This window comes from Pseudomonas moraviensis, from assembly GCF_900105805.1.
GTDB lineage: Bacteria > Pseudomonadota > Gammaproteobacteria > Pseudomonadales > Pseudomonadaceae > Aquipseudomonas > Aquipseudomonas moraviensis_A.
In genome coordinates this window covers 3,972,835-3,995,018 of record NZ_LT629788.1, presented here as the reverse complement: position 1 = coordinate 3,995,018, position 22,184 = coordinate 3,972,835, and the positions used below count along the sequence as shown (strand labels likewise).

The following is a 22,184-nucleotide window of genomic DNA, read 5'->3' as shown; positions in this document are numbered from 1 at the left end:
CATGCGCAGATCCAGCCGAGGTTTTACCCTGATCGAAATCATGATCGTCATCGCGATTATCGGGATCATCCTCACCATCAGCATTCCCAGCTACAACGAATACGTGAAGAAGGGCCGTCGCGCCGAAGTGGTCTCGCTGCTCTCGGAGCAGGCGCAGACCCTCGAACGCTTCTACACCCGCAACAATGTCTACACCGGCGTCACCGGGCTGAGCACGGGCAATGATTTCTACACAATCACCCCAACGCTGACCGACCAGACCTTTGTGCTGACCGCGATTCGTAAAACCGGATCGGCCATGGCCACCGACAAATGCGGTGATTTCACCCTGACCAATACCGGCGTGCGAAGCATGAACAACGCGACCACCGGCGTGACCACCAAGGATTGCTGGGGCCGCTGACGCACTCTCTTTCGGGCGCCTTTTGCGCCCACTGTCTTTTTTACGGTTGGATCAAACATGACCAGGCAACAGCAAGTGGTGATTGTCGGTGGCGGGGTAATTGGCCTGCTCACTGCCTACAATCTCGCCTCCGAAGTGCGCAGCGTGGTGCTGCTGGACCGCTCGAATGTCGGCCAGGAGTCGTCCTGGGCCGGCGGCGGCATTGTTTCGCCGCTGTATCCGTGGCGCTACAGCCCGGCGGTTACTGCGCTGGCGCATTGGTCGCAGGATTTTTACCCACAGCTCGGCGAGCGCTTGTTTGCCGGCACCGGGGTCGATCCTGAAGTCCACACCACCGGCCTGTACTGGCTGGATCTGGACGATGAAGCCGCAGCGCTGGCCTGGGCCGAGCGCGAACAACGGCCACTGCGGGCTGTGGATATCTCGGCGGCGCATGACGCGGTGCCGGTCCTCGGCAGCGGTTTCAGCCGGGCGATCTACATGGCCGATGTCGCCAACGTGCGCAATCCACGGCTGGTCAAGTCGCTGAAGGCGGCATTGCTGGCGCTGCCGAACGTGACGATTCATGAGCAATGCGAAGTCAGTGGTTTCGTCCGTGAAGGCGAGCGCGTGGTCGGCGTGCAGACCTCCACTGGCGTGATCAGCGGCGACCAGATTGTGCTGACGGCAGGGGCGTGGAGCGGTGATCTGCTCAAGACGCTGAACCTGACGCTGCCGGTCGAACCGGTCAAAGGCCAAATGATTCTCTACAAGTGCGCGGCTGATTTCCTGCCTAGCATGGTGCTGGCCAAGGGGCGTTATGCGATCCCGCGTCGCGACGGCCACATTCTGATTGGCAGCACGCTGGAGCACGAAGGCTACGACAAGACCCCGACCGATGTGGCGTTGGAAAGCCTCAAGGCCTCGGCGATCGAGTTGTTGCCGGCGCTGGCGGATGCCGAAGTGGTCGGGCATTGGGCCGGGCTGCGGCCGGGTTCGCCGGAAGGCGTGCCGTACATTGGCCGGGTGCCGGGGTTCGAGGGTTTGTGGCTGAACTGCGGGCATTACCGCAATGGGCTGGTGCTGGCGCCGGCCTCGTGTCAGTTGTTTGCCGATGTGATGCTGGGGCGGGCGCCGATCATTGACCCGGCGCCGTATGCGCCTGAGGGCCGCATCTGAAGCAAGATCAAAAGATCGCAGCCTTCGGCAGCTCCTACAGGGAACGCATTCCAATGTGGGAGCTGCCGAAGGCTGCGATCTTTGCGATCTAGTCCAGACCCAACTTCTTCAGCCGATAACGCATCGACCGAAACGACAGACTCAACCGCTGCGCCGCCGCCGTGCGGTTCCAGCGGGTTTCCTCCAGCGCCTGCAGAATGAGTTTGCGCTCGACGCTCTCCAGATAATCCTCGAGATTGTCGATCTGCGTCAGATCAGCCGTCGCCCCATCCGCGGCGCAATTTCCTTCGCTCAAACGCAGATCCTGCGCTTCGATCGTGCGCTGTTCACACAAGGTGTGCGCGCGTTCGAGGACATTCTCCAGTTCGCGCACGTTGCCGGGAAAGCGATAGTTCTTCAGCGCCTCCAGCGCTTGCGGATGCAGGCGCGCTTCGGGTTGTCCAGTGTCCTTGGCCAGACGCTTGAGCACATGCATGGCGAGCGCCTCGATGTCGTCGCGACGTTCTCGCAGGGAGGGCACGCGCAGTTCAATGACGTTGAGCCGGTAATACAGATCCTGACGGAAGCGCTCGGCCGCGACTTCGGCTTCAAGGTCTTTGTGTGTGGCGCACAGGATGCGCACGTCGACCACCGTTTCCTGCTGGCCGCCGACGCTGCGCACGGCTTTTTCCTGAATCGCCCGCAGCAGTTTCACCTGCATCGGCAGTGGCAGATCGGCGACTTCATCGAGAAACAACGTGCCGCCGTGTGCCGCCTGGAACAGCCCCGGCTTGTCTTCGACGGCACCGGTGAAACTGCCTTTGCGGTGGCCGAAGAATTCGCTTTCCATCAGCTCCGACGGAATCGCCCCGCAGTTCACCGGCACAAAGGGCTGGCTCGCGCGCGGGCCTTGTTCGTGAATCAGGCGCGCGACCAGTTCTTTGCCGCTGCCGGATTCACCGCTGATGTACACCGGCGCCTGGCTGCGCGCGAGCTTGTCGATCTGCTTGCGCAGATTGGCCATCGGCGGCGAGTCGCCCAGCAAGCGTCGCTCGATTGCCGTACTCAGGCCACCGGCTGTCGGCATGCGCAGCGCCGAGCTGACCAGTTCGCGCAGTCGCGGCAGCTCCACTGGTTTGGTGAGGAAATCGAACGCGCCGGCCTTCAGCGCATTGATCGCCGTTTCCAGGCTTCCGTACGCGGTGATCATCGCCACCGGCAGATGCGGAGCGCGCTGCTGGATGTGTTGCACCAGCTCCAGCCCGGTGCCGTCGGGCAGGCGCATGTCGGTCAGGCACAGGTCAAAGTGCTCGCGCTGTAACAGCGCCTGAGCCTCGCCCAGGTTGCGTGCGCTGAAGGTCTCGAGTTTCATCCGTCCCAGGGTGATTTCCAGGAGCTCGCGGATATCCGGTTCGTCGTCGACGATAAGAATTTTTTGCCGTGGGCTTGTATTCAACTTTGTTTCCGTCCGTGAGCAAAGGTGATGCGAAAGCAGCCGCCGCCTTGGCGTGATTTGAAGTCTAGGCGTGCCTGGTTGCTTTCGCACAGCTCACGGGACAGATAAAGGCCAAGACCGGTGCCCTGGCTGCTGGTGGTGAAGAACGGTTCGAACAGATGCGCCTGCTCGTCGGCCGACACGCCGGGGCCGTTGTCCTGCACTTCGAGTACTGCCAACTGGCTGTCGGGGTCGACGAACAGCGCCAGCCAGACCTCGGCCTGCTCGTGCAACTGGGCACTGTGCCGCCAGGCGTTGCGTATCAGATTGTCGAGAATCTGCCGCAGCTGGTTGGGGTCCATCAGCGTGGTGAAGTCGCCCGAATTGATCCGTAGATGAATGTGCTGGCGCTCGGTGGCCTGCTCGCGGGTTTCGCCGACGAAGTCTTCCAGCCATGGCTTGAGGTCCAGCCGTTGCGGTGCGCTTTGCTGACGGCGGGACAGTTGCAGGACGTTTTCGATGACTCGGTTCATGCGCTGGGAGTGATCTTGAATAATCTGCGTCAGACGCCGATCCGCGCTATCGAGTTCCTCGGACTCGGCCAACAGCTGCGCGGCATGACTGATTGCGCCCAACGGATTGCGAATTTCGTGGGAGATGCCCGCGGTCAAACGCCCGAGCGCAGCGAGTTTGAGTTGCTGCGCCTGTTGGGTGATTTGCGCCAGATCTTCGAGAAACACCAGGGTCTGCTGGTTCGGGCTCTGCTCAAGGGCGATGAAGCTTGGTTGCAGCTCGAGGCCGTTGCCGGGGATTTTCAGGCTCTGCGGGCGCAAGGTCGGGTTGTTGCGCCACAGGCGCAGGCGATCGACCAGCGCGGGCGAATACTCATCGATCAAATGACCTTGCAGGTGGCTATGGCCGAGCAGGCTTTGCGCGCTGTGATTGGCCAGTTGCACCCGGCGTTGCTCATCGAGCACCAGAATGCCAGTGCGCATGCGTTGCAGGATCAACGCGTTGAGCGCTTCCAGGCCAACCACTTCACTGGCGCGCTGTTCGGCGAGGGTTTCACTGACTTCGAGGCGGCGGATCAGCCCTTGCACCAGCAACGAGGCGGCAAAGCACAGCGCGCCGAGGGTGCCGGCTTGCAGGTAGGCGTTGGCGCTGAGGGGATGGCTGAAGCTCAGCACAAAGCTCAGGCCGACAATGCCGATTGCCGCAATGGCGGCAATCAGCAGGCCGATGCGCCGGCGCAGCAGGGTATTGCTGATCGCCACCGAGACGACCAGCAGATTGCCCAGCGCACTGGCGACGCCGCCAGCGGCGTAGAACAGGCCGCACAACAGCAGCACATCGACCAACGCTAAAGTGAACAGTTGCGCCGGGCGCCGGGTGTTTTCGAGGAACACCACCAGCAGCATATTGATGATCAGATACAGCCAGCTGCCACCGCGCAGCAGATCGTCGTTGGCCGACGTCAGCAGGCGGTTGTCCATGTTGCTGGAGATCAGCAGCACCAGGGTGATGCCGACACTCAAGCGGTACAGGTGATAAAGGCGCAGCAGACGCTGCGCCTGTTTCTGGTCGGCGTTGGCGGCCTCAGCGACCACTGGCGCCCGGGCCTTGCTCAAGATGAGCCTGGCTGCAATACCATTGTTGCTGGTTACCCAGGGCGCGGTCGCGCGGCAGGTGCACGCCGCAATGTGCGCAACGCACCATCGGCGGGGCGTCCTGTTCGCGTGGCGATCGGGTGGACGAGGCGGGGGCCTTGAATTTGCGCCAGAGCCAGATGGCGGCGAAGATCAGGGCAATCCAGAACAATAAACGAAGCATGATGAGCGGCTTTTCGACTGATGATCCGGCAGTTTAGCCAAGGACCCGAGCAGCGCACAGCCTATTAAAGCGCGGCAATAAAAAAGGGAGATCCGCAGATCTCCCTTTTTCGTACAACCGGTGTGTTCAGTCGAACACGCCGAAGGTCATGTAGCTGAACCACGAGCGGTCGGTGTCGCTGGATTCAGGCTCTGGCTCTTCGATCACGTCGCCGTTTTCATCTTTAGGCTTGAGCTCGTTCGGGATCGCGTCTTTCGCGTCCTGGAACTGCTTCTGCACGTCCTGGTTGGCGCGGGTCTCGCCCGGCGGCAGCGGTGGACGGGATTCGATCAGGCCCAACGTCGCCTTGCTCAGGAACGAACGGTTGTCAGCCTCGGCTACGCGTGGCACGAACTGGCCGTCCTGCAGGTTCGGGTGATCCGGGTAGTTGAGTTTCAGGGTTTCCAGACTGGTGGCCGCCAGATCGTCGAGGTGCAGACGCTGGTAGGCTTCGGTCATTACCGCCAGGCCGTCGCCGACCGATGGGGTTTCCTGGAAGTTTTCCACCACGTACTTGCCACGGTTGGCAGCGGCTACGTAAGCCTGACGGGTCAGGTAGTAGTCGGCCACGTGGATTTCGTAGGCGGCCAGCAGGTTGCGCAGGTAGATCATGCGCTGCTTGGCGTCCGGCGCGTAGCGGCTGTTCGGGTAGCGGCTGGTCAACTGGGCGAACTCGTTGTACGAGTCGCGGGCGGCGCCCGGGTCACGCTTGGTCATGTCCAGCGGCAGGAAGCGCGCCAGCAGGCCGACGTCCTGGTCGAACGAGGTCAGACCCTTGAGGTAGTACGCGTAATCCACGTTCGGATGCTGCGGATGCAAACGAATGAAACGCTCGGCGGCGGACTTTGCAGCTTCCGGCTCGGCGTTCTTGTAGTTGGCGTAGATCAACTCCAGCTGAGCCTGATCGGCGTAGCGACCGAACGGATAACGCGACTCCAGAGCCTTCAGCTTGGCTGTGGCACTGGTGTAGCTGTTGTTGTCCAGATCAGTCTGAGCCTGCTGATACAGCTCGGCTTCGCTGAGGTTTTCGTCTACGACTTCCTTCGATGAGCAAGCAGCGGTCAATGCGAGGATGGCGATCAGCAGCAGGTGTTTCACTTGCATGGCGGCTTGCGTCCCTATGACGGCCGCTGTCTTGGGCGGGGCCGTCCTGTTATGATGAGCGCCCCGTTGAAAAGCCTCGGGGCAAAAGACGCCGTATTTAACCACAAGCGCGCAGCCGAAACCAAAGGCTGTGCCGACGCCCAGTCCGAGCATGTCCGATAAAATTGAACTTCGCGCAGAGGTGCCGTCCGAATTGGGCGGCCAACGCCTCGATCAAGTCGCCGCCCAACTCTTCGCTGAGCACTCACGCTCGCGCCTTTCCGCCTGGATCAAAGAAGGTCGCCTGACTGTGGACGGGGCGGTGATCCGCCCGCGCGACATTGTGCATGGCGGTGCCATCCTTGAGCTGACTGCCGAGCAGGAAGCCCAGGGCGAGTGGATCGCCCAGGACATCGAGCTCGACATCGTCTATGAAGACGACGACATCCTGGTGATCAACAAGCCTGCGGGCCTGGTGGTGCACCCGGCTGCCGGTCACGCCGATGGCACCCTGCTCAACGCTTTGTTGCACCATGTGCCGGACATCATCAATGTCCCGCGCGCCGGTATCGTGCATCGTCTGGACAAGGACACCACCGGTCTGATGGTGGTGGCCAAGACCATTCAGGCGCAGACCAAGCTGGTCGCGCAATTGCAGAGCCGCAGCGTCAGCCGCATCTACGAATGCATCGTGATCGGCGTGGTCACCGCCGGCGGCAAGATCAACGCGCCGATCGGTCGTCACGGCCAGCAGCGCCAGCGCATGGCGGTGATGGAAGGCGGCAAGCCTGCCGTCAGCCACTATCGCGTGCTCGAGCGTTTCCGTTCCCACACCCACGTGCGGGTGAAACTGGAAACCGGTCGGACCCACCAGATCCGCGTGCACATGGCACACATCAACTTCCCGTTGGTCGGCGACCCGGCGTACGGCGGGCGTTTCCGCATTCCGCCAGCGGCCAACCCGACCATGGTTGAATCCCTCAAGCACTTCCCGCGTCAGGCCTTGCACGCGCGCTTCCTTGAACTGGATCACCCGACGAGTGGTGAGCGGATGAGCTGGGAATCGCCGCTGCCGGAAGATTTCGTCTGGCTGCTGACTCTGCTCAAGCAGGATCGCGAGGCCTTCGTCGGATGAACTGGCTGACGCCGGACTGGCCTGCGCCGGCCAGCGTCAGGGCCTGTGTCACCACCCGCGAGGGCGGTGTCAGTGAGGCGCCGTTCGACAGCCTTAATCTGGGCGATCATGTCGATGATCGTCCTGAGGCCGTTGCCGAGAACCGTCGGCGTCTGACCGAGCACTTTTCTATACAGCCTGCCTGGTTGCAGCAAGTGCACGGGATAGCCGTAGTTCATGCTGATCCGGGCGTTGTTGCGACGGCAGATGCCAGTTGGACGGCAACGCCGGCTATTGCCTGCGCGGCGATGACGGCAGACTGTTTGCCGGCATTGTTCTGCGATCGTGCCGGCACGCGTGTCGCGGCCGCTCATGCCGGTTGGCGTGGTCTGGCGGCGGGCGTGCTTGAAGCCACCCTCGACAGCCTCGATGTTCCTGCTGACGAGGTACTGGTCTGGCTCGGCCCGGCCATTGGCCCCAAAGCCTTTGAGGTCGGTCCGGAAGTACGGGAAGTCTTCATCAATCAACTGCCTGAAGCAGCAGAAGCGTTCGTACCGAGCAACAATGCCGGCAAGTTCATGGCTGATATCTATCTGCTGGCGCGCCTGCGTCTGGCTGAACGGGGTGTCACGGCTGTTTATGGTGGCGGTTTCTGCACCGTGACCGATCCGCGCTTCTTTTCTTACCGCCGTGCGTCGCGCACCGGTCGGTTCGCTTCATTGATCTGGCTCACCCGCTAGACTTGCCTGACCTGTATCAACTCTCCGACGCTTGAATCTCCCAGAATCGACCGCATCTACAGTGGTATCTGGCAGGTTTCTTTATTCAGGATGGTTTCTTAGGTCCGGCCTGCTCAAAAGGAAGGTGACCCATGCGTATAGACCGTTTAACCAGCAAATTGCAGTTGGCCCTGTCCGACGCCCAGTCGTTGGCGGTTGGCCACGATCATCCGGCCATCGAGCCGGCGCACTTGATGCAGGCCATGCTTGAACAGCAGGGCGGTTCGATCAAACCGTTGCTGATGCAAGTAGGCTTCGACGTCAACAGCTTGCGTAAAGAGCTGACCAAAGAGCTCGACCAATTACCGAAAATCCAGAACCCGACCGGCGACGTGAACATGTCGCAGGATCTGGCGCGCCTGCTCAATCAGGCCGACCGTCTGGCCCAGCAGAAAGGCGACCAGTTCATCTCCAGCGAACTGGTGCTGCTCGCCGCAATGGACGAAAACAGCAAGCTCGGCAAGTTGCTGCTCGGCCAGGGCGTGAGCAAGAAAGCCCTGGAAAACGCGATCAATAACTTGCGTGGCGGCGAAGCGGTGAATGACGCCAACCACGAAGAGTCGCGGCAGGCGCTGGACAAGTACACCGTCGACCTGACCAAGCGCGCCGAGGACGGCAAGCTCGATCCGGTGATCGGCCGTGACGACGAAATCCGTCGGACCATTCAGGTTCTGCAACGCCGTACCAAGAACAACCCGGTCCTCATCGGTGAACCTGGCGTGGGTAAAACCGCGATCGCTGAAGGTCTGGCCCAGCGCATCATCAATGGCGAAGTGCCGGACGGCCTCAAGGGCAAACGCCTGCTGTCGCTGGACATGGGCGCACTGATCGCCGGTGCCAAGTACCGCGGTGAGTTCGAAGAGCGCCTCAAAGGCCTGCTCAACGAACTGTCGAAGCAGGAAGGGCAGATCATTCTGTTCATCGACGAACTGCACACCATGGTCGGCGCCGGTAAAGGCGAAGGCTCGATGGACGCCGGTAACATGCTCAAACCCGCGCTGGCCCGTGGCGAGTTGCACTGCGTCGGCGCGACCACGCTCAACGAGTACCGCCAATATATAGAGAAGGACGCGGCGCTCGAGCGGCGTTTCCAGAAAGTCCTGGTGGACGAGCCAAGCGAAGAAGACACCATCGCCATTCTGCGTGGCCTCAAGGAACGTTACGAGGTTCACCACAAGGTGGCGATCACTGACGGCGCGATCATCGCCGCGGCCAAGCTCAGCCATCGCTACATCACTGACCGGCAGCTGCCGGACAAGGCTATCGACCTGATCGACGAGGCCGCCAGCCGCATCCGCATGGAGATCGACTCCAAACCGGAAGTACTCGATCGTCTCGAGCGACGCCTGATTCAGCTGAAAGTGGAATCCCAGGCACTGAAGAAAGAAAGCGACGACGCGGCGAAGAAACGTCTGGAAAAACTCCAGGAAGAAATCGAGCGTCACGAGCGTGAGTATTCCGATCTGGAAGAAATCTGGAACTCGGAAAAAGCCGAGGTGCAGGGCTCTGCGCAGATTCAACAGAAGATCGAACAGTCGCGTCAGGAACTGGAAGCGGCGCGCCGCAAAGGTGACCTGAACCGCATGGCCGAGTTGCAGTACGGGGTGATCCCGGATCTGGAGCGCAGCCTGCAGATGGTCGACCAGCACGGCAAGAGCGAAAATCAGTTGCTGCGCAGCAAGGTGACCGAGGAAGAGATCGCCGAAGTCGTGTCGAAGTGGACCGGCATCCCGGTGTCGAAAATGCTCGAAGGCGAGCGCGACAAGCTGATGAAGATGGAAAGCCTGTTGCATAAACGGGTAATCGGTCAGGAAGAGGCGGTCGTGGCCGTGGCCAACGCCGTGCGGCGTTCCCGTGCCGGGTTGTCCGACCCGAATCGTCCGAGCGGCTCGTTCATGTTCCTCGGCCCGACCGGTGTCGGTAAAACCGAGCTGTGCAAGGCGCTGGCCGAATTCCTCTTCGACACGGAAGAGGCGATGGTGCGGATCGACATGTCCGAGTTCATGGAAAAACATTCCGTGGCTCGTCTGATTGGTGCGCCACCGGGCTACGTCGGCTATGAAGAGGGCGGTTATCTGACCGAAGCGGTGCGTCGCAAGCCGTATTCGGTGATCCTCATGGATGAAGTCGAGAAGGCGCACCCGGATGTGTTCAACATCCTCCTGCAAGTGCTCGAGGATGGCCGTCTGACCGACAGTCACGGGCGTACGGTGGACTTCCGCAACACGGTGATCGTGATGACGTCCAACCTCGGCTCGATGCAGATCCAGGAGCTGGTCGGTGATCGTGAAGCGCAGCGTGCCGCGGTGATGGACGCGCTGACGTCGCACTTCCGGCCGGAGTTCATCAACCGCGTCGACGAAGTGGTGATCTTCGAGCCGCTGGCACGCGACCAGATCGCCGGGATTACCGAGATCCAGCTGGGCCGTCTGCGCAGTCGCCTGGCCGAGCGCGAGCTGAAGCTGGAGCTGAGTCCGGAGGCGATGGACAAGCTGATCGCCGTCGGTTACGACCCGGTGTATGGCGCGCGTCCTTTGAAACGGGCGATCCAGCGCTGGATCGAAAACCCGCTGGCGCAGTTGATCCTGTCGGGACATTTCATGCCGGGCGACACCGCCACTGGCAAGGTCGAGAACGACGAAATCGTTTTCGGCTAAGCCTCAGCGGCAATGAAACCGGGAAGGCCTCGCATTGCGAGGCCTTTTTTTCGCCAGGCTGTTGAACTCAAAGGAAAAGGCTTGTAAAGTGCGCCCCGCAGTCAGTCACCGGCAGCGTTTCAACCCACCGGGTTGGAATCTGAAATAAGTTGCAAATCATTAACTTGAAAGCAATTTAGGGGGTTGACAGAGGTGTTCTAGGTTGTAGAATAGCGCGCCTCAGACACACGAACGCAGCGATGCGAACGGGTGGCGAGAAGCAACAAGGCTTCACCGTTGTAACTTGAAATATGTAGTTCCGTGATAGCTCAGTCGGTAGAGCAAATGACTGTTAATCATTGGGTCCCAGGTTCGAGTCCTGGTCACGGAGCCAATTTCAAATCGGGGTATAGCGCAGTCCGGTAGCGCGCCTGCTTTGGGAGCAGGATGTCAGGAGTTCGAATCCCCTTACCCCGACCATATTTGGGTCGTTAGCTCAGTTGGTAGAGCAGTTGGCTTTTAACCAATTGGTCGTAGGTTCGAATCCCACACGACCCACCATTTTTGAAACCAGTTAGCGCTGGGATCGAATCTTAAGATCAGAGGCCAAAAGCGCTGATCGAAGAAGGCGATCTTTGAAAGGTCGCCTTTTTTTTACCGGGGTATAGCGCAGTCCGGTAGCGCGCCTGCTTTGGGAGCAGGATGTCAGGAGTTCGAATCCCCTTACCCCGACCATATTGAAAATCCTCGTATCGAAAGATACGGGGATTTTTTTTGCCTGCCGAAAGGCGAATCCCTTCAAGTCGTCATACAACCTGCCGATAGCCCGCTAACACGAGGGGACTGCCAACGCTTCGCCCCTTGAATCTGGCCATTACAAGAATAAGGGCGTTCGTCATGTTGCTTCGTCAGTTGAATATTGCTCCCCGGGCTGCCCTGGGATTTGCCCTGATCGCAGTGTTGGTGGCCTTGCTCGGCGTGTTTGCGCTGGGGCAGATGTCGAGCATTCGCGACAGTGAGGTAGCGGTGGAGAACCGCTGGTTGCCAAGTATTCGTGGCGGCGACGAGATCCGCGAACTGATGCTGCGCATCCGCACCATTTCCCTGCGCATGGCGCTCGATCAGGATCCGGCCAACATCGCCACCTATCGCGGCCAGATGGACACCCGCGACAAGGAGCTGAGCGAGAAGATCGCCGCCTACGACAAACTGGTCGACACTGCCGAGGGTCAGCAGCTGTATGACCAGTTCAAGAAAACCTTCGCCGCCTATCGCACCGGCATTGCCCAGTCATTCACCCTCGCCGAGCAAGGCAAGCGTGACGAGCTGACCAAATTGCTGCTGGTCGACATGAAGACCGTGGTCGACGGCTCCGGCAAGCAACTCAACGATCTGGCCGATCTGTTCGCTCGCCAGGTCGCGGCTGAAAGCGAGAAGTCCGCCGCGCATTACGAAACTTCGCGGACAATCGTAACCCTGTTCATCGCCCTGGCAGCACTGGCCACGGTGGCATTGGCGATGTTGCTCACACGCAGTATCGTGCGCCCGCTGAGCAGCGCCGTAAGCGCCGCGGAAAGCGTGGCGCAGGGCGATCTGACCCGCCCCATCGAAACCCATGGCAACGACGAAGTCAGCCGCTTGCTCAAGGCCCTGGCGACGATGCAGCAAAACCTGCGCGAGACCCTGCAAGGCATCAGCGGCTCAGCCACGCAGTTGGCCACCGCCGCTGACGAACTGAGCGCCGTCACCGTCGACAGCACCCAAGGCCTGCAGCAGCAGAACAACGAAATCGAACAAGCCGCCACGGCGGTCAATCAGATGACCGCTGCGGTGGAGGAGGTCGCGCGCAACGCGGTGTCGACGTCCGATGCCACGCGTCAATCCAGTCAGTCGGCGCAGTTGGGCCAGGAGCGCGTCAGCGAAACCGCCAGCGCTATCAGCGCCTTGGCCAGTGATGTGCAGAACACCGGCGAATTGGTGCAGTCGCTGGCCAATCAGTCGCAAGACATCGGTAAGGTTCTGGACGTGATTCGGGCTATCGCCGAGCAGACCAATCTGCTGGCGCTCAACGCGGCCATTGAAGCGGCACGCGCGGGTGAAAGCGGTCGAGGTTTTGCGGTAGTGGCCGATGAGGTGCGCGCACTGGCGTATCGGACCCAGCAATCGACGCAGGAAATCGAGCAAATGGTGCAAGGCATGCGCAGCGGCTCGAGCCTGGCGCTGGATTCAATGCAGGCCAGCGCTTCCCGTGCGGCGAGCACGCTGGTCCTGGCTGAGCGGGCGGGTGAGGCGCTGGTGACGATTACAGCTTCGGTGCACCAGATTCACGAGCGCAACCTAGTCATCGCCAGCGCCGCTGAAGAACAGGCGCAGGTGGCGCGGGAGGTGGATCGCAATCTGGTGAATATTCGTGATTTGTCGGTGCGTTCGGCCGCAGGAGCCGATCAGACCAGCGCGTCGAGCCATGAGCTGTCGCAACTGGCCAATGCCCTGCAAGGCATGGTGCGACGCTTCCAGCTCTGATGAACAGAGATCAATTGTAGGAGTGAGCCTGCTCGCGATAGCGGTGGTTCAGGCATTGCATGAGTGAAGGACAGATCGCCATCGCGAGCAGGCTCACTCCTACATATATCGTGGTTGTCTGCTGAATTGCGCACAACACAAGACAATGTGGGAGCGAGCCTGCTCGCGAAGGCCGGATCATTCAACGACAGTGTTGACTGACCCACCGCTTTCGCGAGCAAGCTCGCTCCCACAGGTTTGCGCTTTAGTGCAGTTTCAGACGCGGCTCGGTACCACGGCCAATCTTGCTGCCCAGCATCAGCATCGCCGTGCGGAACGGGCCGTAAAGCGCCATCTGGTGCATGCGGTACAGCGACACGTAGAACATCCGCGCCAGCCAGCCTTCAAGCATGACGCTGCCGGTCAGGTTGCCCATCAGGTTACCCACAGCAGAAAAACGCGACAGCGAAATCAGCGAGCCGTAGTCGGTGTACTTGTACTCCGGCAGGGTCTTGCCTTCGATGCGCAGTTTCAGCGACTTGGCGAGCAGCGACGCCTGCTGGTGCGCAGCTTGTGCACGCGGCGGGACGTTGCGATCGGTGCCCGGCTGCGGGCAGGCCGCGCAGTCACCGAAGGCAAAGATGTTTTCGTCGCGGGTGGTTTGCAGGGTTGGCAGTACTTGCAGCTGATTGATGCGGTTGGTTTCCAGACCGTCGATGTCCTTGAGGAAACCCGGTGCGCGAATACCGGCGGCCCAGACTTTCAGGCTGGCCTTGATCTCGTTGCCATCGGCGGTGATCAGGCTGTCGGCGGTGACTTCGCTGACCGCGGCGTTGGTCATCACATTGACCCCGAGCTTCTCCAGGGTCTTGTGCACCGGCCCGCTGATGCGCTCTGGCAGGGCAGGCAGCACTCGCGGGCCGGCTTCGATCAGCGTGATGTGCATGTTTTCCGGTTTGATCCGGTCCAGACCATACGCCGCCAGTTCATGGGCGGCGTTGTGCAGCTCGGCCGCCAGTTCCACGCCTGTGGCGCCGGCGCCGACGATGGCCACGCTGATCTGCTCGACCACATCGGTCTGCCCGGCGTGGGCGCGCAGATAGTGATTGAGCAATTGCTGATGGAAGCGCTCGGCCTGTTTGCGCGTATCGAGGAACAGACAGTGCTGCGCCGCACCCTGGGTGCCGAAATCGTTGGTGGTGCTGCCGACGCTGATTACCAGCGAGTCGTAAGCCACTTCACGCGCCGGCACCAGCTCGACGCCGTTTTCGTCGTAGGTGGCGGCCAGCTGGATCTTTTTCTGCGCGCGATCGAGCCCGCTCATGCGCCCGAGCTGGAACTCGAAGTGGTTCCATTTCGCCTGGGCGACATAGTTGAGTTCGTCTTCGGAAGAGTTCAGGGAACCGGCAGCGACTTCGTGCAGCAGCGGTTTCCAGATGTGGGTCAGGTTCGCGTCGACCAGCATGACGCTGGCCGTGCCGCGTCTGCCCAGAGTCTTACCCAGACGGGTAGCCAACTCCAGACCGCCGGCGCCGCCGCCGACAATGACAATACGATGGGACATAGGGATAACTCGCAAGGTTTTTAAAGGAAATCGGTGCGGTTACCCGAGGGAGCGCAAGGCAGCTCATAACGTCAGGTAACTGATAAATCGGCTCAACAGGCCCAGACCAATGGTCACCGCCAGTACCAGCACCAGGAGCATCCACGGCCGGAAAGGCCGGCGCTCGACACGGTGTTGGGACAGTTGCAGGTACTCTTCGACATGCTTTTGGTCTTCGGGGTTCAGGCGGCTGGTCATATTTGCCTCGTCAGGTAGACGTTACTGAATGAGCAGAAGCTACAGCGGTGTTCAGCCGGGGTGGAACGGCGCATAGCCGCTGTCCGGAACCGGTTCGACGCGTACTTCATCGTCGAGGCGAATGATGCCGCTTTGTAACACTCGGGCGGTGATCCCGCCATGCCCGCGCACGGCTTGAAAAGTGCCCGGACCGAGATTGTTCTGCAAACGTGCGCAGGGCTGACACCAGCCAGTGGTTTCGAGTATCGCCTGCCCGATGCGAAAGCGCCGCCCCTTCAGGCTAAACAAATTGATTCCGCTTATAACGAGATTGCGCCGCATATCTTCAGGCCCGATCGGTTGATCGTCGGGACGGCCCATCAAGGCGTTGATCACCGCCAGGTGTTCCCATTGAATCAGCGTCACCTGACGCGCGTTGCGCACGCCCGGTCTGGCGTGGTCGCCGGTGAGTCCGGCTTCCAGTCGCGCCTCGACCGCGTCGAGCTCAAGCATCGGCCCACGCGACGCCGGACGCACGCCGATCCAGCGCACCCGACCTGTTTGCGGTACTTCGGCGATCAACTGCTGCAGCGGCGTCACAGACTGATGCCCACGTCGAAGACGATGCTGCGGCCAAGATTGCTGCGCAGAAAGTCCGGTGCGTCGGGGTGGGCGAACAGCACCCTGGCGAACGTCGGGCCGACCAGTGACAGCGAGCGCCAGCCCTGGCGCAGGTATTCGGTCGGTGGCGGGAAATGACTGTTGAGGTCGAGCACTTCGCGTTTGAGGCTGGCGAAGGCGATGATGTCCAGTTCACCCAGATCCATGCCGCGTTCCTTGTAGTTGTGCGCCTTCTTGCGCAGGGTCGGCGCCAGACGCAGGAGGAATTCATTGGCCGGGATGCGTTTCGGCTTGGCTTCGCGGCGCACCAGTTGGCTCAGGGAAAACGCGCTGCGCCGGCGCTGCAATTCATCGCGCCATTCATCGTTGAGGCGACGGCCTTCGTCGAGGACGAAAAAAACTTCGAAGTTGGCATCGCGGAACAGCACGTCCGGCGGTTCACCGGCCGGCGCGAATTCGTCGGCACGGTAGGGGATGTTCAAGCCTTGCAGCAGGCGCTGGCAGACCCAACGCTCACGCTCCCATTTGCGGGCATTGGACAGGAACGCGTTGGCTTGCTCGGCCGCGATGGTCAGCAGGCGTAAATAATCTGAATCATCCATAAGCCCAAGCTTAGCGTCCAAATGCGACAGGCAGATAGCTTTGCATTGGCCCAGATATAAACGTCGTGCGATTGCGCCCTTGTAGGAGCTGCCGAAGGCTGCGATCTTTTGCTTTTATAAACAAGATCAAAAGATCGCAGCCTTCGGCAGCTCCTACAAAAAGCGTGTCGAGTAGCAGGTGAGGGAATCATGATCGGTGCCGAACTGCTTTCAACGGCAAGCCTGACGCTCGGCTGGCTGATTTATCTGCCGGTGCTGCTCTGGGCGATCATGCGCGCGCCGTGGGTCGAGCTGTTCAGCGACAGTCGTCGTCAGCACTTGCTGTTCGGAACGGTGTTCGCGCTGTTCCTGCTGTGGCTGGTGCGCAGGGATTTCGATACCGGCGTGTCTTATCACTTCATCGGCATGACGGCGGTGACGCTGCTGCTCGATTGGCCGCTGGCGATCGTCGGCGGGCTGATCGCGCAGACCGGTCTGGTGCTGTTGGGCCGTCAGGATCTGGCCGCGGTCGGCGTCAATGGCGCGTTGCTGATCCTGTTACCGGTATTGGTCACCGAATGCGTGGCGATCCTTGTCGAGCGCGCGCAGCCACGAAATCCGTTCGTTTACATCTTCTGTTCCGGCTTCTTTGCCGCTGCGTTGTCCGGGCTGGTGTGCCTGATCCTGAGCCTGACGCTGCTGTGGTACGACGGCCTGTTCGCCATGCCGGAGTGGCTGGAAGATTTCGTCGGTTACCTGTGGCTGCTGCTGTTTCCCGAAGCCTTCATCAACGGCATGGTGGTCAGTGCGTTGGTGGTGTTCTGCCCGGAGTGGCTGGAGACCTTCAACCGCACCCGCTACCTCTCGGCACCATGGAAGGATGACGATCCGAAGTCTTGATCCACATCGAACCGCCATGCTCGCGGGCTTATGCGACCTCGATCAGCGATCAGTGACGCGGATCGAAATCGCCGGAAAACAACTCGTCTTCGGCGTCAGGGGCAACCGGAATCTTGTGCTCTTCCGAGGCCCAGGCGCCGAGGTCGATCAGTTTGCAGCGGTGCGAGCAGAACGGACGGAATTCGTTTTCCGGGATGAATTCGACGGGGGCGCCGCAGGTTGGGCATTCAACGGTTGGAATCTGGCTCATGCTTGGCCTCCGGATAAAGTCAGATAAAAGTGATGCAGACGCTCGACCTCGCTGTGCAGCCAGGCGAGGTCGCGGTCGTTGACGATCACGTCGTCGGCACGGCTCACGCGGTCTTCACGGCTCGATTGCGCCTTGAGGATCGCTTGCACTTGTTGTTCGCTGGTCTGGTCTCGCTGCAGGGTGCGTTCGATCTGCAGTTGCTGTGGCGCATCGATGACCAGGATACGTTGGGTCATCGCGTATTGCCCGGACTCGATCAGCAACGGTGAAACCAGAATCGCGTAAGGCGATTTTGCCTGCGCCAGATGATGAGCGATTTCTTCGCCGATCAACGGGTGCAGCAGCGCTTCGAGCCAACGCCGTTGTTCAGGGTCTTCGAAGATCAGTTTGCGCAGAGCGGCACGGTCGAGTGTACCGTCGGCCTGCAGCACGCTGGGGCCGAAATGTTCGGCGATCTTCGCCAGCGCCGGACGTCCCGGCTCGACCACCCAGCGCGCGGCGTGATCGGCATCCACCACATGCACACCGAGGTCGATGAAGTGCTGGGCCGCCGCGCTTTTGCCGCTGCCGATGCCGCCGGTCAGGCCGAGAATCCAGGGTTTTTCCACAGGGGTATTCATTTCAAACCGACAGACTGCCAATAGAAGTCGGTTATTTGACCACCCCAGAGCAAGGCAATCCAGCCGGCAATTGCCAGAAAGGGCCCGAACGGGATCGGCGTCGAGGTTTCCTGAGCGCGCAGACGCAGCATGACGACGCCCAAAATCGCCCCCACCAGCGATGACAACAGAATGGTCAGCGGCAGAACCTGCCAGCCACCCCATGCACCGAGCAAGGCCAGCAGCTTGAAATCGCCATGGCCGATGCCGTCCTTGCCGGTGAGTAACTTGAACAGCCAGAACACCGACCACAGCGCCAGATAACCCGCGACCGCGCCCCACAGCGCATCGGACAACGGCACGAATACGCCGAAGCTGTTGACGATCAGCCCCAGCCACAGCAACGGCAGCACCAGCACATCGGGCAGCAGTTGATGCTCGCAGTCGATCAGGCTCATCGCCAGCAAGCCCCACGTCAGCAAGATCAGCAGACCCGCCGGCCAGCCGAAGCCAAGGTGCCAGGCGATGAACGCCGAGAGCAGGCCGCAGGCCAGCTCGGTCAGCGGGTAACGTCTGCTGATCGGTGCCGAGCAGGCCGAGCAGCACCCGCGCAGCACCAGATAACTGAGCAGCGGAATATTTTCCCAAGGGCGGATCCGGTGTCCGCAATGCGGGCACGCGGAATGCGGCAGCATCAGGTTGTAGGTCGGCGCAGGTGTTTCAATGGGCAGGCCGAGCACATCATGGGCCTGCTGGCGCCAGTCGCGCTCGAGCATTTTCGGCAGACGCCAGACCACAACATTGAGGAAGCTGCCGACCACCAGACCAAGGAGCAGCGCGGTGAGCACAAAGGCCAGCGGGTACACGGCAAACAGTTCGTCGATAGGCATGTCAGATCGCTGAGCCGAGTTGGAAGATCGGCAGGTACATGGCCACCACCAGTCCACCGACGATGACCCCCAGCACCACCATGATGAACGGCTCCATCAGGCTGGTGAGGTTGTCGACCATGTTATCGACTTCGGCCTCATAGAAACTGGCAACCTTGTCGAGCATGTCATCCAGTGCCCCGGACTCCTCGCCGATGGCGGTCATTTGTACCGCCATGTTGGGGAATACACCGGTGCTGCGCATCGAGAAATTCAGCTGCATGCCGGTCGACACGTCCTGCCGGACCCGCAGCACCGCACGCTTGAACACCACGTTGCCGGTGGCGCCGGCGACCGAATCGAGCGCTTCCACCAACGGCACACCGGCTGCGAATGTAGTCGACAGGGTGCGGGCAAAACGCGCAACGGCGGACTTGTACATCAAGGTGCCCACCAGCGGCAGCTTCAGCAGCCAGGCATCGCGACGGTCGCGCAGGGCCTGCGAAGTCTTCAGCGCGTGGCGAGTGCCGAAAAACGCCGCCACCAGGGCAAAGAGAATCGCCCACCACCACTGCTGCATGAACTCCGACAGGCTGATGATCATCAGAGTGAAGCCCGGCAATTCGGCGCCGAACCCGGAAAACACCGACTGGAACTGCGGCACCACTTTGACCAGCAGAATGCCGGTCACCACCGCCGCCACCAGCACCACGGCAGTAGGGTAAGTCATCGCCTTCTTGATCTTGGCTTTGAGTGCCTCGCTTTTTTCCTTATAGGTCGCAACCCGTTCGAGCAAGGTATCGAGGGCGCCAGACTGCTCGCCAGCGTCGACCAGATTGCAGTACAACTCGTCGAAGTATTGCGGTTTTTTGCGCAATGACGTGGCGAAGCTGTTACCGGCGGCGACCTCCTGTTTGACCTCGTCGACGAGTTTGCGCATGGCCGGGTTTTCGAAGCCCTCGCCGATGATGTCGAAGGACTGCAACAGCGGCACGCCGGCCTTCATCATGGTCGCCATCTGCCGGGTGAACAAGGCGATGTCCTGCGGCTTGACGCGTTTGCCGAAGCTCAGCAGGGAGGCGGATTTCTTGCGCACCTTGCCCGGGTTGATCCCCTGTTTGCGCAGCTGCGCCTTGATCAGTGCGGGATTCTGCCCACTCAACTCGCCGCTGACTTTGCTGCCTTTGCGGTCCGTGCCTTCCCAGGCGTAAACGCTGACTTTCGCTGCCTTGACCGCCATGTTCAATCCTTGGTGACCCGGTTGATTTCCTCAAGGCTGGTGATGCCTTGCATGGCCTTGTGCAGCCCGGAGGTGCGCAGGTCGGCGAAACCGTCGCGGCGCATCTGGATGTCGATTTCCAGTGAATTGCCCTCGGCCATGATCAGCCGTTGCAGGTCCGGTGTGTTTTTTACCACTTCATAAATCCCCACGCGTCCTTTGTACCCGCCATTGCAGTGATCGCAACCGACCGGCTCGTAGATCGTGAAATGACCGATGCGTTCCTCGGGGAAGCCTTCCTTGAGCAAGGTTTCGTGCGGGATCTCCAGCGGCCGTTTGCAGTGCGCACATAACTTGCGTGCCAGACGCTGGGCGATGATCAGGCTCACCGAGGTGGCGATGTTGAAACCGGGAATACCCATGTTGTGCAGGCGCGTGAGAGTTTCCGCCGCGCTGTTGGTGTGCAGGGTCGATAGCACCAGGTGACCGGTCTGCGCAGCTTTGATCGCGATCTCGGCGGTTTCCAGGTCGCGGATCTCGCCGACCATGATCACATCCGGGTCCTGACGCAGAAACGAACGCAGGGCCTGAGCGAAATCCAGCCCCTGGCGGGGATTGACGTTGACCTGGTTGATGCCTTCCATGTTGATCTCCACCGGGTCTTCGGCGGTGGAGATGTTGATGTCGACGGTGTTGAGGATGTTCAGCCCGGTGTACAGCGACACGGTTTTACCGGAGCCCGTGGGGCCAGTGACCAGAATCATCCCTTGCGGCTGTTTCAGCGCAGCGAGATACAAGGCTTTTTGTTCGGCCTCGTAACCCAAGGCGTCGATGCCCATTTGCGCACTGGACGGGTCGAGAATCCGGATCACCACTTTTTCGCCCCACAGGGTCGGCAGGGTGTTGACGCGGAAATCGATGGATTTGCTTTTCGACAGGCGCATCTTGATCCGCCCGTCCTGGGGTTTGCGCCGTTCCGAAATATCGAGGCTGGCCATGACCTTCAAACGTGCGGCAATGCGTCCGGCCAACTGGATCGGCGGCTTGGCCACCTCGCGCAGCATACCGTCGGTGCGCATGCGTACCCGGTAGTTTTTCTCGTAGGGCTCGAAATGCAGGTCGGAAGAGCCGCTCTTGATCGCATCGAGCAGCATCTTGTGCACGAAGCGCACGACTGGAGCATCGTCCGCATCGAGGCCGCCGATAACGTCCTGCTTGTTGTCATCGATGGACTCGACGTCGAGGCCGTCCAGATCGACATCGGCCATTTCTTCCAGGCCCGAAGCATGGCTGTCGAAGAACTTGTCGATGGCGTCGCTGAGCTTGTCGTCCTCGACCAGAATCGCTTCGGTGCTCAGGCCGGTGCTGAACTGGATGTCGCTGATTGCCTGCTGATTGCTCGGGTCGGATAGACCCACGAACAATTTGTTGCCACGTCGCCACAGGGGCAGGGCGCAGTGCTGGCGAACCAGTTTTTCGCTAACCAGGCCCTTGGGCTGGGTCTCTTTGTCGAGGCAATTGAGATCGAGCAGGGCCATGCCGAAATGTTCCGAGGCAATCTCGGCGATCTGCCGGCTGTTGACCAGTTTGTTGTGCACCAGGTAATTGACCAGCGACACACGATTGCGCTGGGCCTGCGCCCAGGATTGCCGGGCGCTTGTTTCCGTGAGCAATTCGGCCTGGACCAATTGCTTGGCCAGACCGCTCAGAGCGATGTCATTCATGGGGATTCCGCACGCTTGCCGTTCATGACTTATAGCCTAGTCAAGTGACAGCGCCAAACACGGCCGGTGCAGGTGACAAAAAGTGTCAGATAGTGCGGTTGCCGGTTGTAGGAAACGGCGTCGGGGAATGCGCGCGCCCAGCAGACGGGGGCAAAAGGGCGTTGGCATGGGCTGTGCTGAGCCTTGTTCAGATCATGAGATTTCGACTCATGCATGGAGCGTGTCTATGAAAAAACAACAAGGCTTTACATTGATCGAGCTGCTGATCGTTGTGGCGATCATCGGCATTCTGGCGACAATCGCCCTGCCGCAGTATTCGAAGTATCAGGCGCGGTCGAAGGTGACGGCGGGGCTGGCGGAGATTACCGCGCTCAAAGTACCGTTCGAAGACACGATCAATCAGGGCGGCACCCCGGATCTGACGAACGTCGCCAACGGTACTACTGCCACTTCCAACTGTACGTTGGCGGTTACAGGCACCGCGTCTACAGGCGCAGGATCAATCACTTGTACCTTGCTTAACGCGCCGGGTCCGGTTCTGGGTAAAACCGTCACGCTTTCTCGATCAGGATCCGCCACGGGCAATACTTCAGGCGCATGGACCTGCGCGACAACTGTCAACGCCGATTACTCGCCTCGTGGCTGCACGGCCAGCGGTACGTAATCCGGTTCGCGCCTGAAGC

At 60.6% G+C, this 22,184-nt stretch carries 21 protein-coding genes and 4 tRNA genes; 12 read left to right on the top strand and 13 right to left on the bottom strand.

Annotation, left to right across the window (positions count from 1 at the left end):
• Position 1: 1 nt before the first annotated feature.
• Positions 2-403, top strand: a complete 402-nt coding sequence (locus BLU71_RS17785) for a type IV pilin protein (RefSeq protein WP_042610493.1) — start codon at positions 2-4, stop codon at positions 401-403.
• A gap of 57 nt (positions 404-460) precedes the next feature.
• On the top strand, positions 461-1,561 hold the full coding sequence (gene thiO / locus BLU71_RS17780) for a glycine oxidase ThiO (RefSeq protein ID WP_083353594.1): 1,101 nt from the start codon (positions 461-463) through the stop codon (positions 1,559-1,561).
• 88 nt (positions 1,562-1,649) lie between these two features.
• On the opposite strand, the gene BLU71_RS17775 is transcribed toward thiO, so the two are convergent.
• The 4 genes from BLU71_RS17775 to BLU71_RS17760 all read right to left on the bottom strand — a co-directional run bounded on the left by BLU71_RS17775 (position 1,650) and on the right by BLU71_RS17760 (position 5,948).
• Positions 1,650-2,996 carry a sigma-54-dependent transcriptional regulator gene (locus tag BLU71_RS17775; RefSeq protein WP_083353593.1) on the bottom strand — a complete coding sequence of 449 codons (1,347 nt, stop codon included), beginning with the start codon at positions 2,994-2,996 and terminating at the stop codon, positions 1,650-1,652.
• The gene (locus BLU71_RS17770; protein ID WP_064364118.1) at positions 2,993-4,582 is read right to left on the bottom strand and encodes a sensor histidine kinase; all 1,590 of its coding nucleotides are present in this window, start codon (positions 4,580-4,582) and stop codon (positions 2,993-2,995) included. Before BLU71_RS17770 ends, BLU71_RS17775 begins: the two co-directional genes overlap by 4 nt.
• Positions 4,572-4,805, bottom strand: coding sequence for a PP0621 family protein (locus tag BLU71_RS17765; protein WP_039761661.1), 234 nt, complete (start codon positions 4,803-4,805; stop codon positions 4,572-4,574). The genes BLU71_RS17770 and BLU71_RS17765 overlap by 11 nt, the downstream gene beginning before the upstream one ends.
• Before the next feature lie 126 nt (positions 4,806-4,931).
• Positions 4,932-5,948 (bottom strand): outer membrane protein assembly factor BamD, encoded by a 1,017-nt coding sequence (locus tag BLU71_RS17760; protein WP_064364119.1) that lies wholly within the window; start codon positions 5,946-5,948, stop codon positions 4,932-4,934.
• Positions 5,949-6,099: 151 nt separating this feature from the next.
• On the opposite strand from BLU71_RS17760, the gene rluD reads away from it, so the two are divergent.
• The 8 genes from rluD to BLU71_RS17720 all read left to right on the top strand — a co-directional run bounded on the left by rluD (position 6,100) and on the right by BLU71_RS17720 (position 12,979).
• The gene (gene rluD, locus BLU71_RS17755; protein ID WP_042610487.1) at positions 6,100-7,062 is read left to right on the top strand and encodes a 23S rRNA pseudouridine(1911/1915/1917) synthase RluD; all 963 of its coding nucleotides are present in this window, start codon (positions 6,100-6,102) and stop codon (positions 7,060-7,062) included.
• Positions 7,059-7,781, top strand: a complete 723-nt coding sequence (gene pgeF / locus BLU71_RS17750; protein WP_064364120.1) for a peptidoglycan editing factor PgeF — start codon at positions 7,059-7,061, stop codon at positions 7,779-7,781. Before rluD ends, pgeF begins: the two co-directional genes overlap by 4 nt.
• Positions 7,782-7,912: 131 nt before the next feature.
• Positions 7,913-10,477 (top strand): ATP-dependent chaperone ClpB, encoded by a 2,565-nt coding sequence (gene clpB / locus BLU71_RS17745; protein WP_016773142.1) that lies wholly within the window; start codon positions 7,913-7,915, stop codon positions 10,475-10,477.
• Between the two features lie 297 nt (positions 10,478-10,774).
• Positions 10,775-10,850: transfer RNA gene (locus BLU71_RS17740), tRNA-Asn, on the top strand.
• Positions 10,851-10,859: 9 nt separating this feature from the next.
• A tRNA-Pro gene (locus tag BLU71_RS17735) sits at positions 10,860-10,936 on the top strand.
• A 5-nt stretch (positions 10,937-10,941) separates the two neighbouring features.
• Positions 10,942-11,017, top strand: a tRNA-Lys gene (locus BLU71_RS17730).
• A gap of 97 nt (positions 11,018-11,114) precedes the next feature.
• A tRNA-Pro gene (locus BLU71_RS17725) sits at positions 11,115-11,191 on the top strand.
• A 162-nt stretch (positions 11,192-11,353) separates the two neighbouring features.
• Positions 11,354-12,979, top strand: a complete 1,626-nt coding sequence (locus BLU71_RS17720; protein WP_083353592.1) for a methyl-accepting chemotaxis protein — start codon at positions 11,354-11,356, stop codon at positions 12,977-12,979.
• A gap of 244 nt (positions 12,980-13,223) precedes the next feature.
• Here the strand turns inward: BLU71_RS17720 and BLU71_RS17715 are convergent, their stop codons facing one another.
• The 4 genes from BLU71_RS17715 to BLU71_RS17700 all read right to left on the bottom strand — a co-directional run bounded on the left by BLU71_RS17715 (position 13,224) and on the right by BLU71_RS17700 (position 15,961).
• Positions 13,224-14,522, bottom strand: coding sequence for an NAD(P)/FAD-dependent oxidoreductase (locus BLU71_RS17715; protein WP_083353591.1), 1,299 nt, complete (start codon positions 14,520-14,522; stop codon positions 13,224-13,226).
• Between the two features lie 63 nt (positions 14,523-14,585).
• The gene (locus BLU71_RS17710) at positions 14,586-14,759 is read right to left on the bottom strand and encodes a DUF3094 domain-containing protein (protein ID WP_007909875.1); all 174 of its coding nucleotides are present in this window, start codon (positions 14,757-14,759) and stop codon (positions 14,586-14,588) included.
• A gap of 51 nt (positions 14,760-14,810) precedes the next feature.
• Entirely contained in the window at positions 14,811-15,338 is a 528-nt protein-coding gene (locus tag BLU71_RS17705) for an MOSC domain-containing protein (protein WP_064364122.1), read from the bottom strand.
• On the bottom strand, positions 15,335-15,961 hold the full coding sequence (locus tag BLU71_RS17700) for a DUF1780 domain-containing protein (protein ID WP_007909887.1): 627 nt from the start codon (positions 15,959-15,961) through the stop codon (positions 15,335-15,337). The genes BLU71_RS17705 and BLU71_RS17700 overlap by 4 nt, the downstream gene beginning before the upstream one ends.
• A gap of 189 nt (positions 15,962-16,150) precedes the next feature.
• Here BLU71_RS17700 and BLU71_RS17695 point away from each other — a divergent pair, with 189 nt between their 5' ends.
• A complete protein-coding gene (locus BLU71_RS17695) occupies positions 16,151-16,840 on the top strand; it encodes an energy-coupling factor ABC transporter permease (protein WP_083353590.1) in 690 nt (229 codons plus the stop codon).
• A 49-nt stretch (positions 16,841-16,889) separates the two neighbouring features.
• Here BLU71_RS17695 and yacG read toward each other — a convergent pair whose 3' ends face one another.
• The 5 genes from yacG to pilB are packed head-to-tail and all read right to left on the bottom strand — an operon-like array spanning position 16,890 to position 21,501.
• Entirely contained in the window at positions 16,890-17,090 is a 201-nt protein-coding gene (gene yacG / locus BLU71_RS17690; RefSeq protein ID WP_042610482.1) for a DNA gyrase inhibitor YacG, read from the bottom strand.
• The gene (gene coaE / locus BLU71_RS17685) at positions 17,087-17,710 is read right to left on the bottom strand and encodes a dephospho-CoA kinase (protein WP_042610481.1); all 624 of its coding nucleotides are present in this window, start codon (positions 17,708-17,710) and stop codon (positions 17,087-17,089) included. Before coaE ends, yacG begins: the two co-directional genes overlap by 4 nt.
• Positions 17,707-18,579, bottom strand: coding sequence for a prepilin peptidase (locus BLU71_RS17680; protein ID WP_065615666.1), 873 nt, complete (start codon positions 18,577-18,579; stop codon positions 17,707-17,709). The genes coaE and BLU71_RS17680 overlap by 4 nt, the downstream gene beginning before the upstream one ends.
• 1 nt (position 18,580) lies before the next feature.
• Positions 18,581-19,798 (bottom strand): type II secretion system F family protein, encoded by a 1,218-nt coding sequence (locus BLU71_RS17675; RefSeq protein WP_083353589.1) that lies wholly within the window; start codon positions 19,796-19,798, stop codon positions 18,581-18,583.
• Between the two features lie 2 nt (positions 19,799-19,800).
• Complete coding sequence (pilB, locus tag BLU71_RS17670; RefSeq protein ID WP_042610478.1) at positions 19,801-21,501, bottom strand: type IV-A pilus assembly ATPase PilB; 1,701 nt, start codon at positions 21,499-21,501, stop codon at positions 19,801-19,803.
• 226 nt (positions 21,502-21,727) lie between these two features.
• Between pilB and BLU71_RS17665 the strand changes: the two genes are divergently transcribed.
• Positions 21,728-22,165: a pilin gene (locus BLU71_RS17665; protein ID WP_064364126.1), complete on the top strand. Its 438-nt coding sequence runs from the start codon at positions 21,728-21,730 to the stop codon at positions 22,163-22,165.
• The last annotated feature ends 19 nt before the right edge of the window (positions 22,166-22,184 follow it).

What these genes read in the sequence shown, in the direction of transcription:
- BLU71_RS17785 (WP_042610493.1), top strand. Translation starts at nt 2, where the DNA reads ATGCGCAGATCCAGCCGAGGTTTTACCCTGATCGAAATCATGATCGTC.
- thiO (WP_083353594.1), top strand. Translation starts at nt 461, where the DNA reads ATGACCAGGCAACAGCAAGTGGTGATTGTCGGTGGCGGGGTAATTGGC.
- BLU71_RS17765 (WP_039761661.1), bottom strand. Translation starts at nt 4,805, where the DNA reads ATGCTTCGTTTATTGTTCTGGATTGCCCTGATCTTCGCCGCCATCTGG.
- BLU71_RS17760 (WP_064364119.1), bottom strand. Translation starts at nt 5,948, where the DNA reads ATGCAAGTGAAACACCTGCTGCTGATCGCCATCCTCGCATTGACCGCT.
- rluD (WP_042610487.1), top strand. Translation starts at nt 6,100, where the DNA reads ATGTCCGATAAAATTGAACTTCGCGCAGAGGTGCCGTCCGAATTGGGC.
- pgeF (WP_064364120.1), top strand. Translation starts at nt 7,059, where the DNA reads ATGAACTGGCTGACGCCGGACTGGCCTGCGCCGGCCAGCGTCAGGGCC.
- clpB (WP_016773142.1), top strand. Translation starts at nt 7,913, where the DNA reads ATGCGTATAGACCGTTTAACCAGCAAATTGCAGTTGGCCCTGTCCGAC.
- BLU71_RS17720 (WP_083353592.1), top strand. Translation starts at nt 11,354, where the DNA reads ATGTTGCTTCGTCAGTTGAATATTGCTCCCCGGGCTGCCCTGGGATTT.
- BLU71_RS17715 (WP_083353591.1), bottom strand. Translation starts at nt 14,522, where the DNA reads ATGTCCCATCGTATTGTCATTGTCGGCGGCGGCGCCGGCGGTCTGGAG.
- BLU71_RS17710 (WP_007909875.1), bottom strand. Translation starts at nt 14,759, where the DNA reads ATGACCAGCCGCCTGAACCCCGAAGACCAAAAGCATGTCGAAGAGTAC.
- BLU71_RS17700 (WP_007909887.1), bottom strand. Translation starts at nt 15,961, where the DNA reads ATGGATGATTCAGATTATTTACGCCTGCTGACCATCGCGGCCGAGCAA.
- BLU71_RS17695 (WP_083353590.1), top strand. Translation starts at nt 16,151, where the DNA reads ATGATCGGTGCCGAACTGCTTTCAACGGCAAGCCTGACGCTCGGCTGG.
- yacG (WP_042610482.1), bottom strand. Translation starts at nt 17,090, where the DNA reads ATGAGCCAGATTCCAACCGTTGAATGCCCAACCTGCGGCGCCCCCGTC.
- coaE (WP_042610481.1), bottom strand. Translation starts at nt 17,710, where the DNA reads ATGAATACCCCTGTGGAAAAACCCTGGATTCTCGGCCTGACCGGCGGC.
- BLU71_RS17680 (WP_065615666.1), bottom strand. Translation starts at nt 18,579, where the DNA reads ATGCCTATCGACGAACTGTTTGCCGTGTACCCGCTGGCCTTTGTGCTC.
- BLU71_RS17675 (WP_083353589.1), bottom strand. Translation starts at nt 19,798, where the DNA reads ATGGCGGTCAAGGCAGCGAAAGTCAGCGTTTACGCCTGGGAAGGCACG.
- pilB (WP_042610478.1), bottom strand. Translation starts at nt 21,501, where the DNA reads ATGAATGACATCGCTCTGAGCGGTCTGGCCAAGCAATTGGTCCAGGCC.
- BLU71_RS17665 (WP_064364126.1), top strand. Translation starts at nt 21,728, where the DNA reads ATGAAAAAACAACAAGGCTTTACATTGATCGAGCTGCTGATCGTTGTG.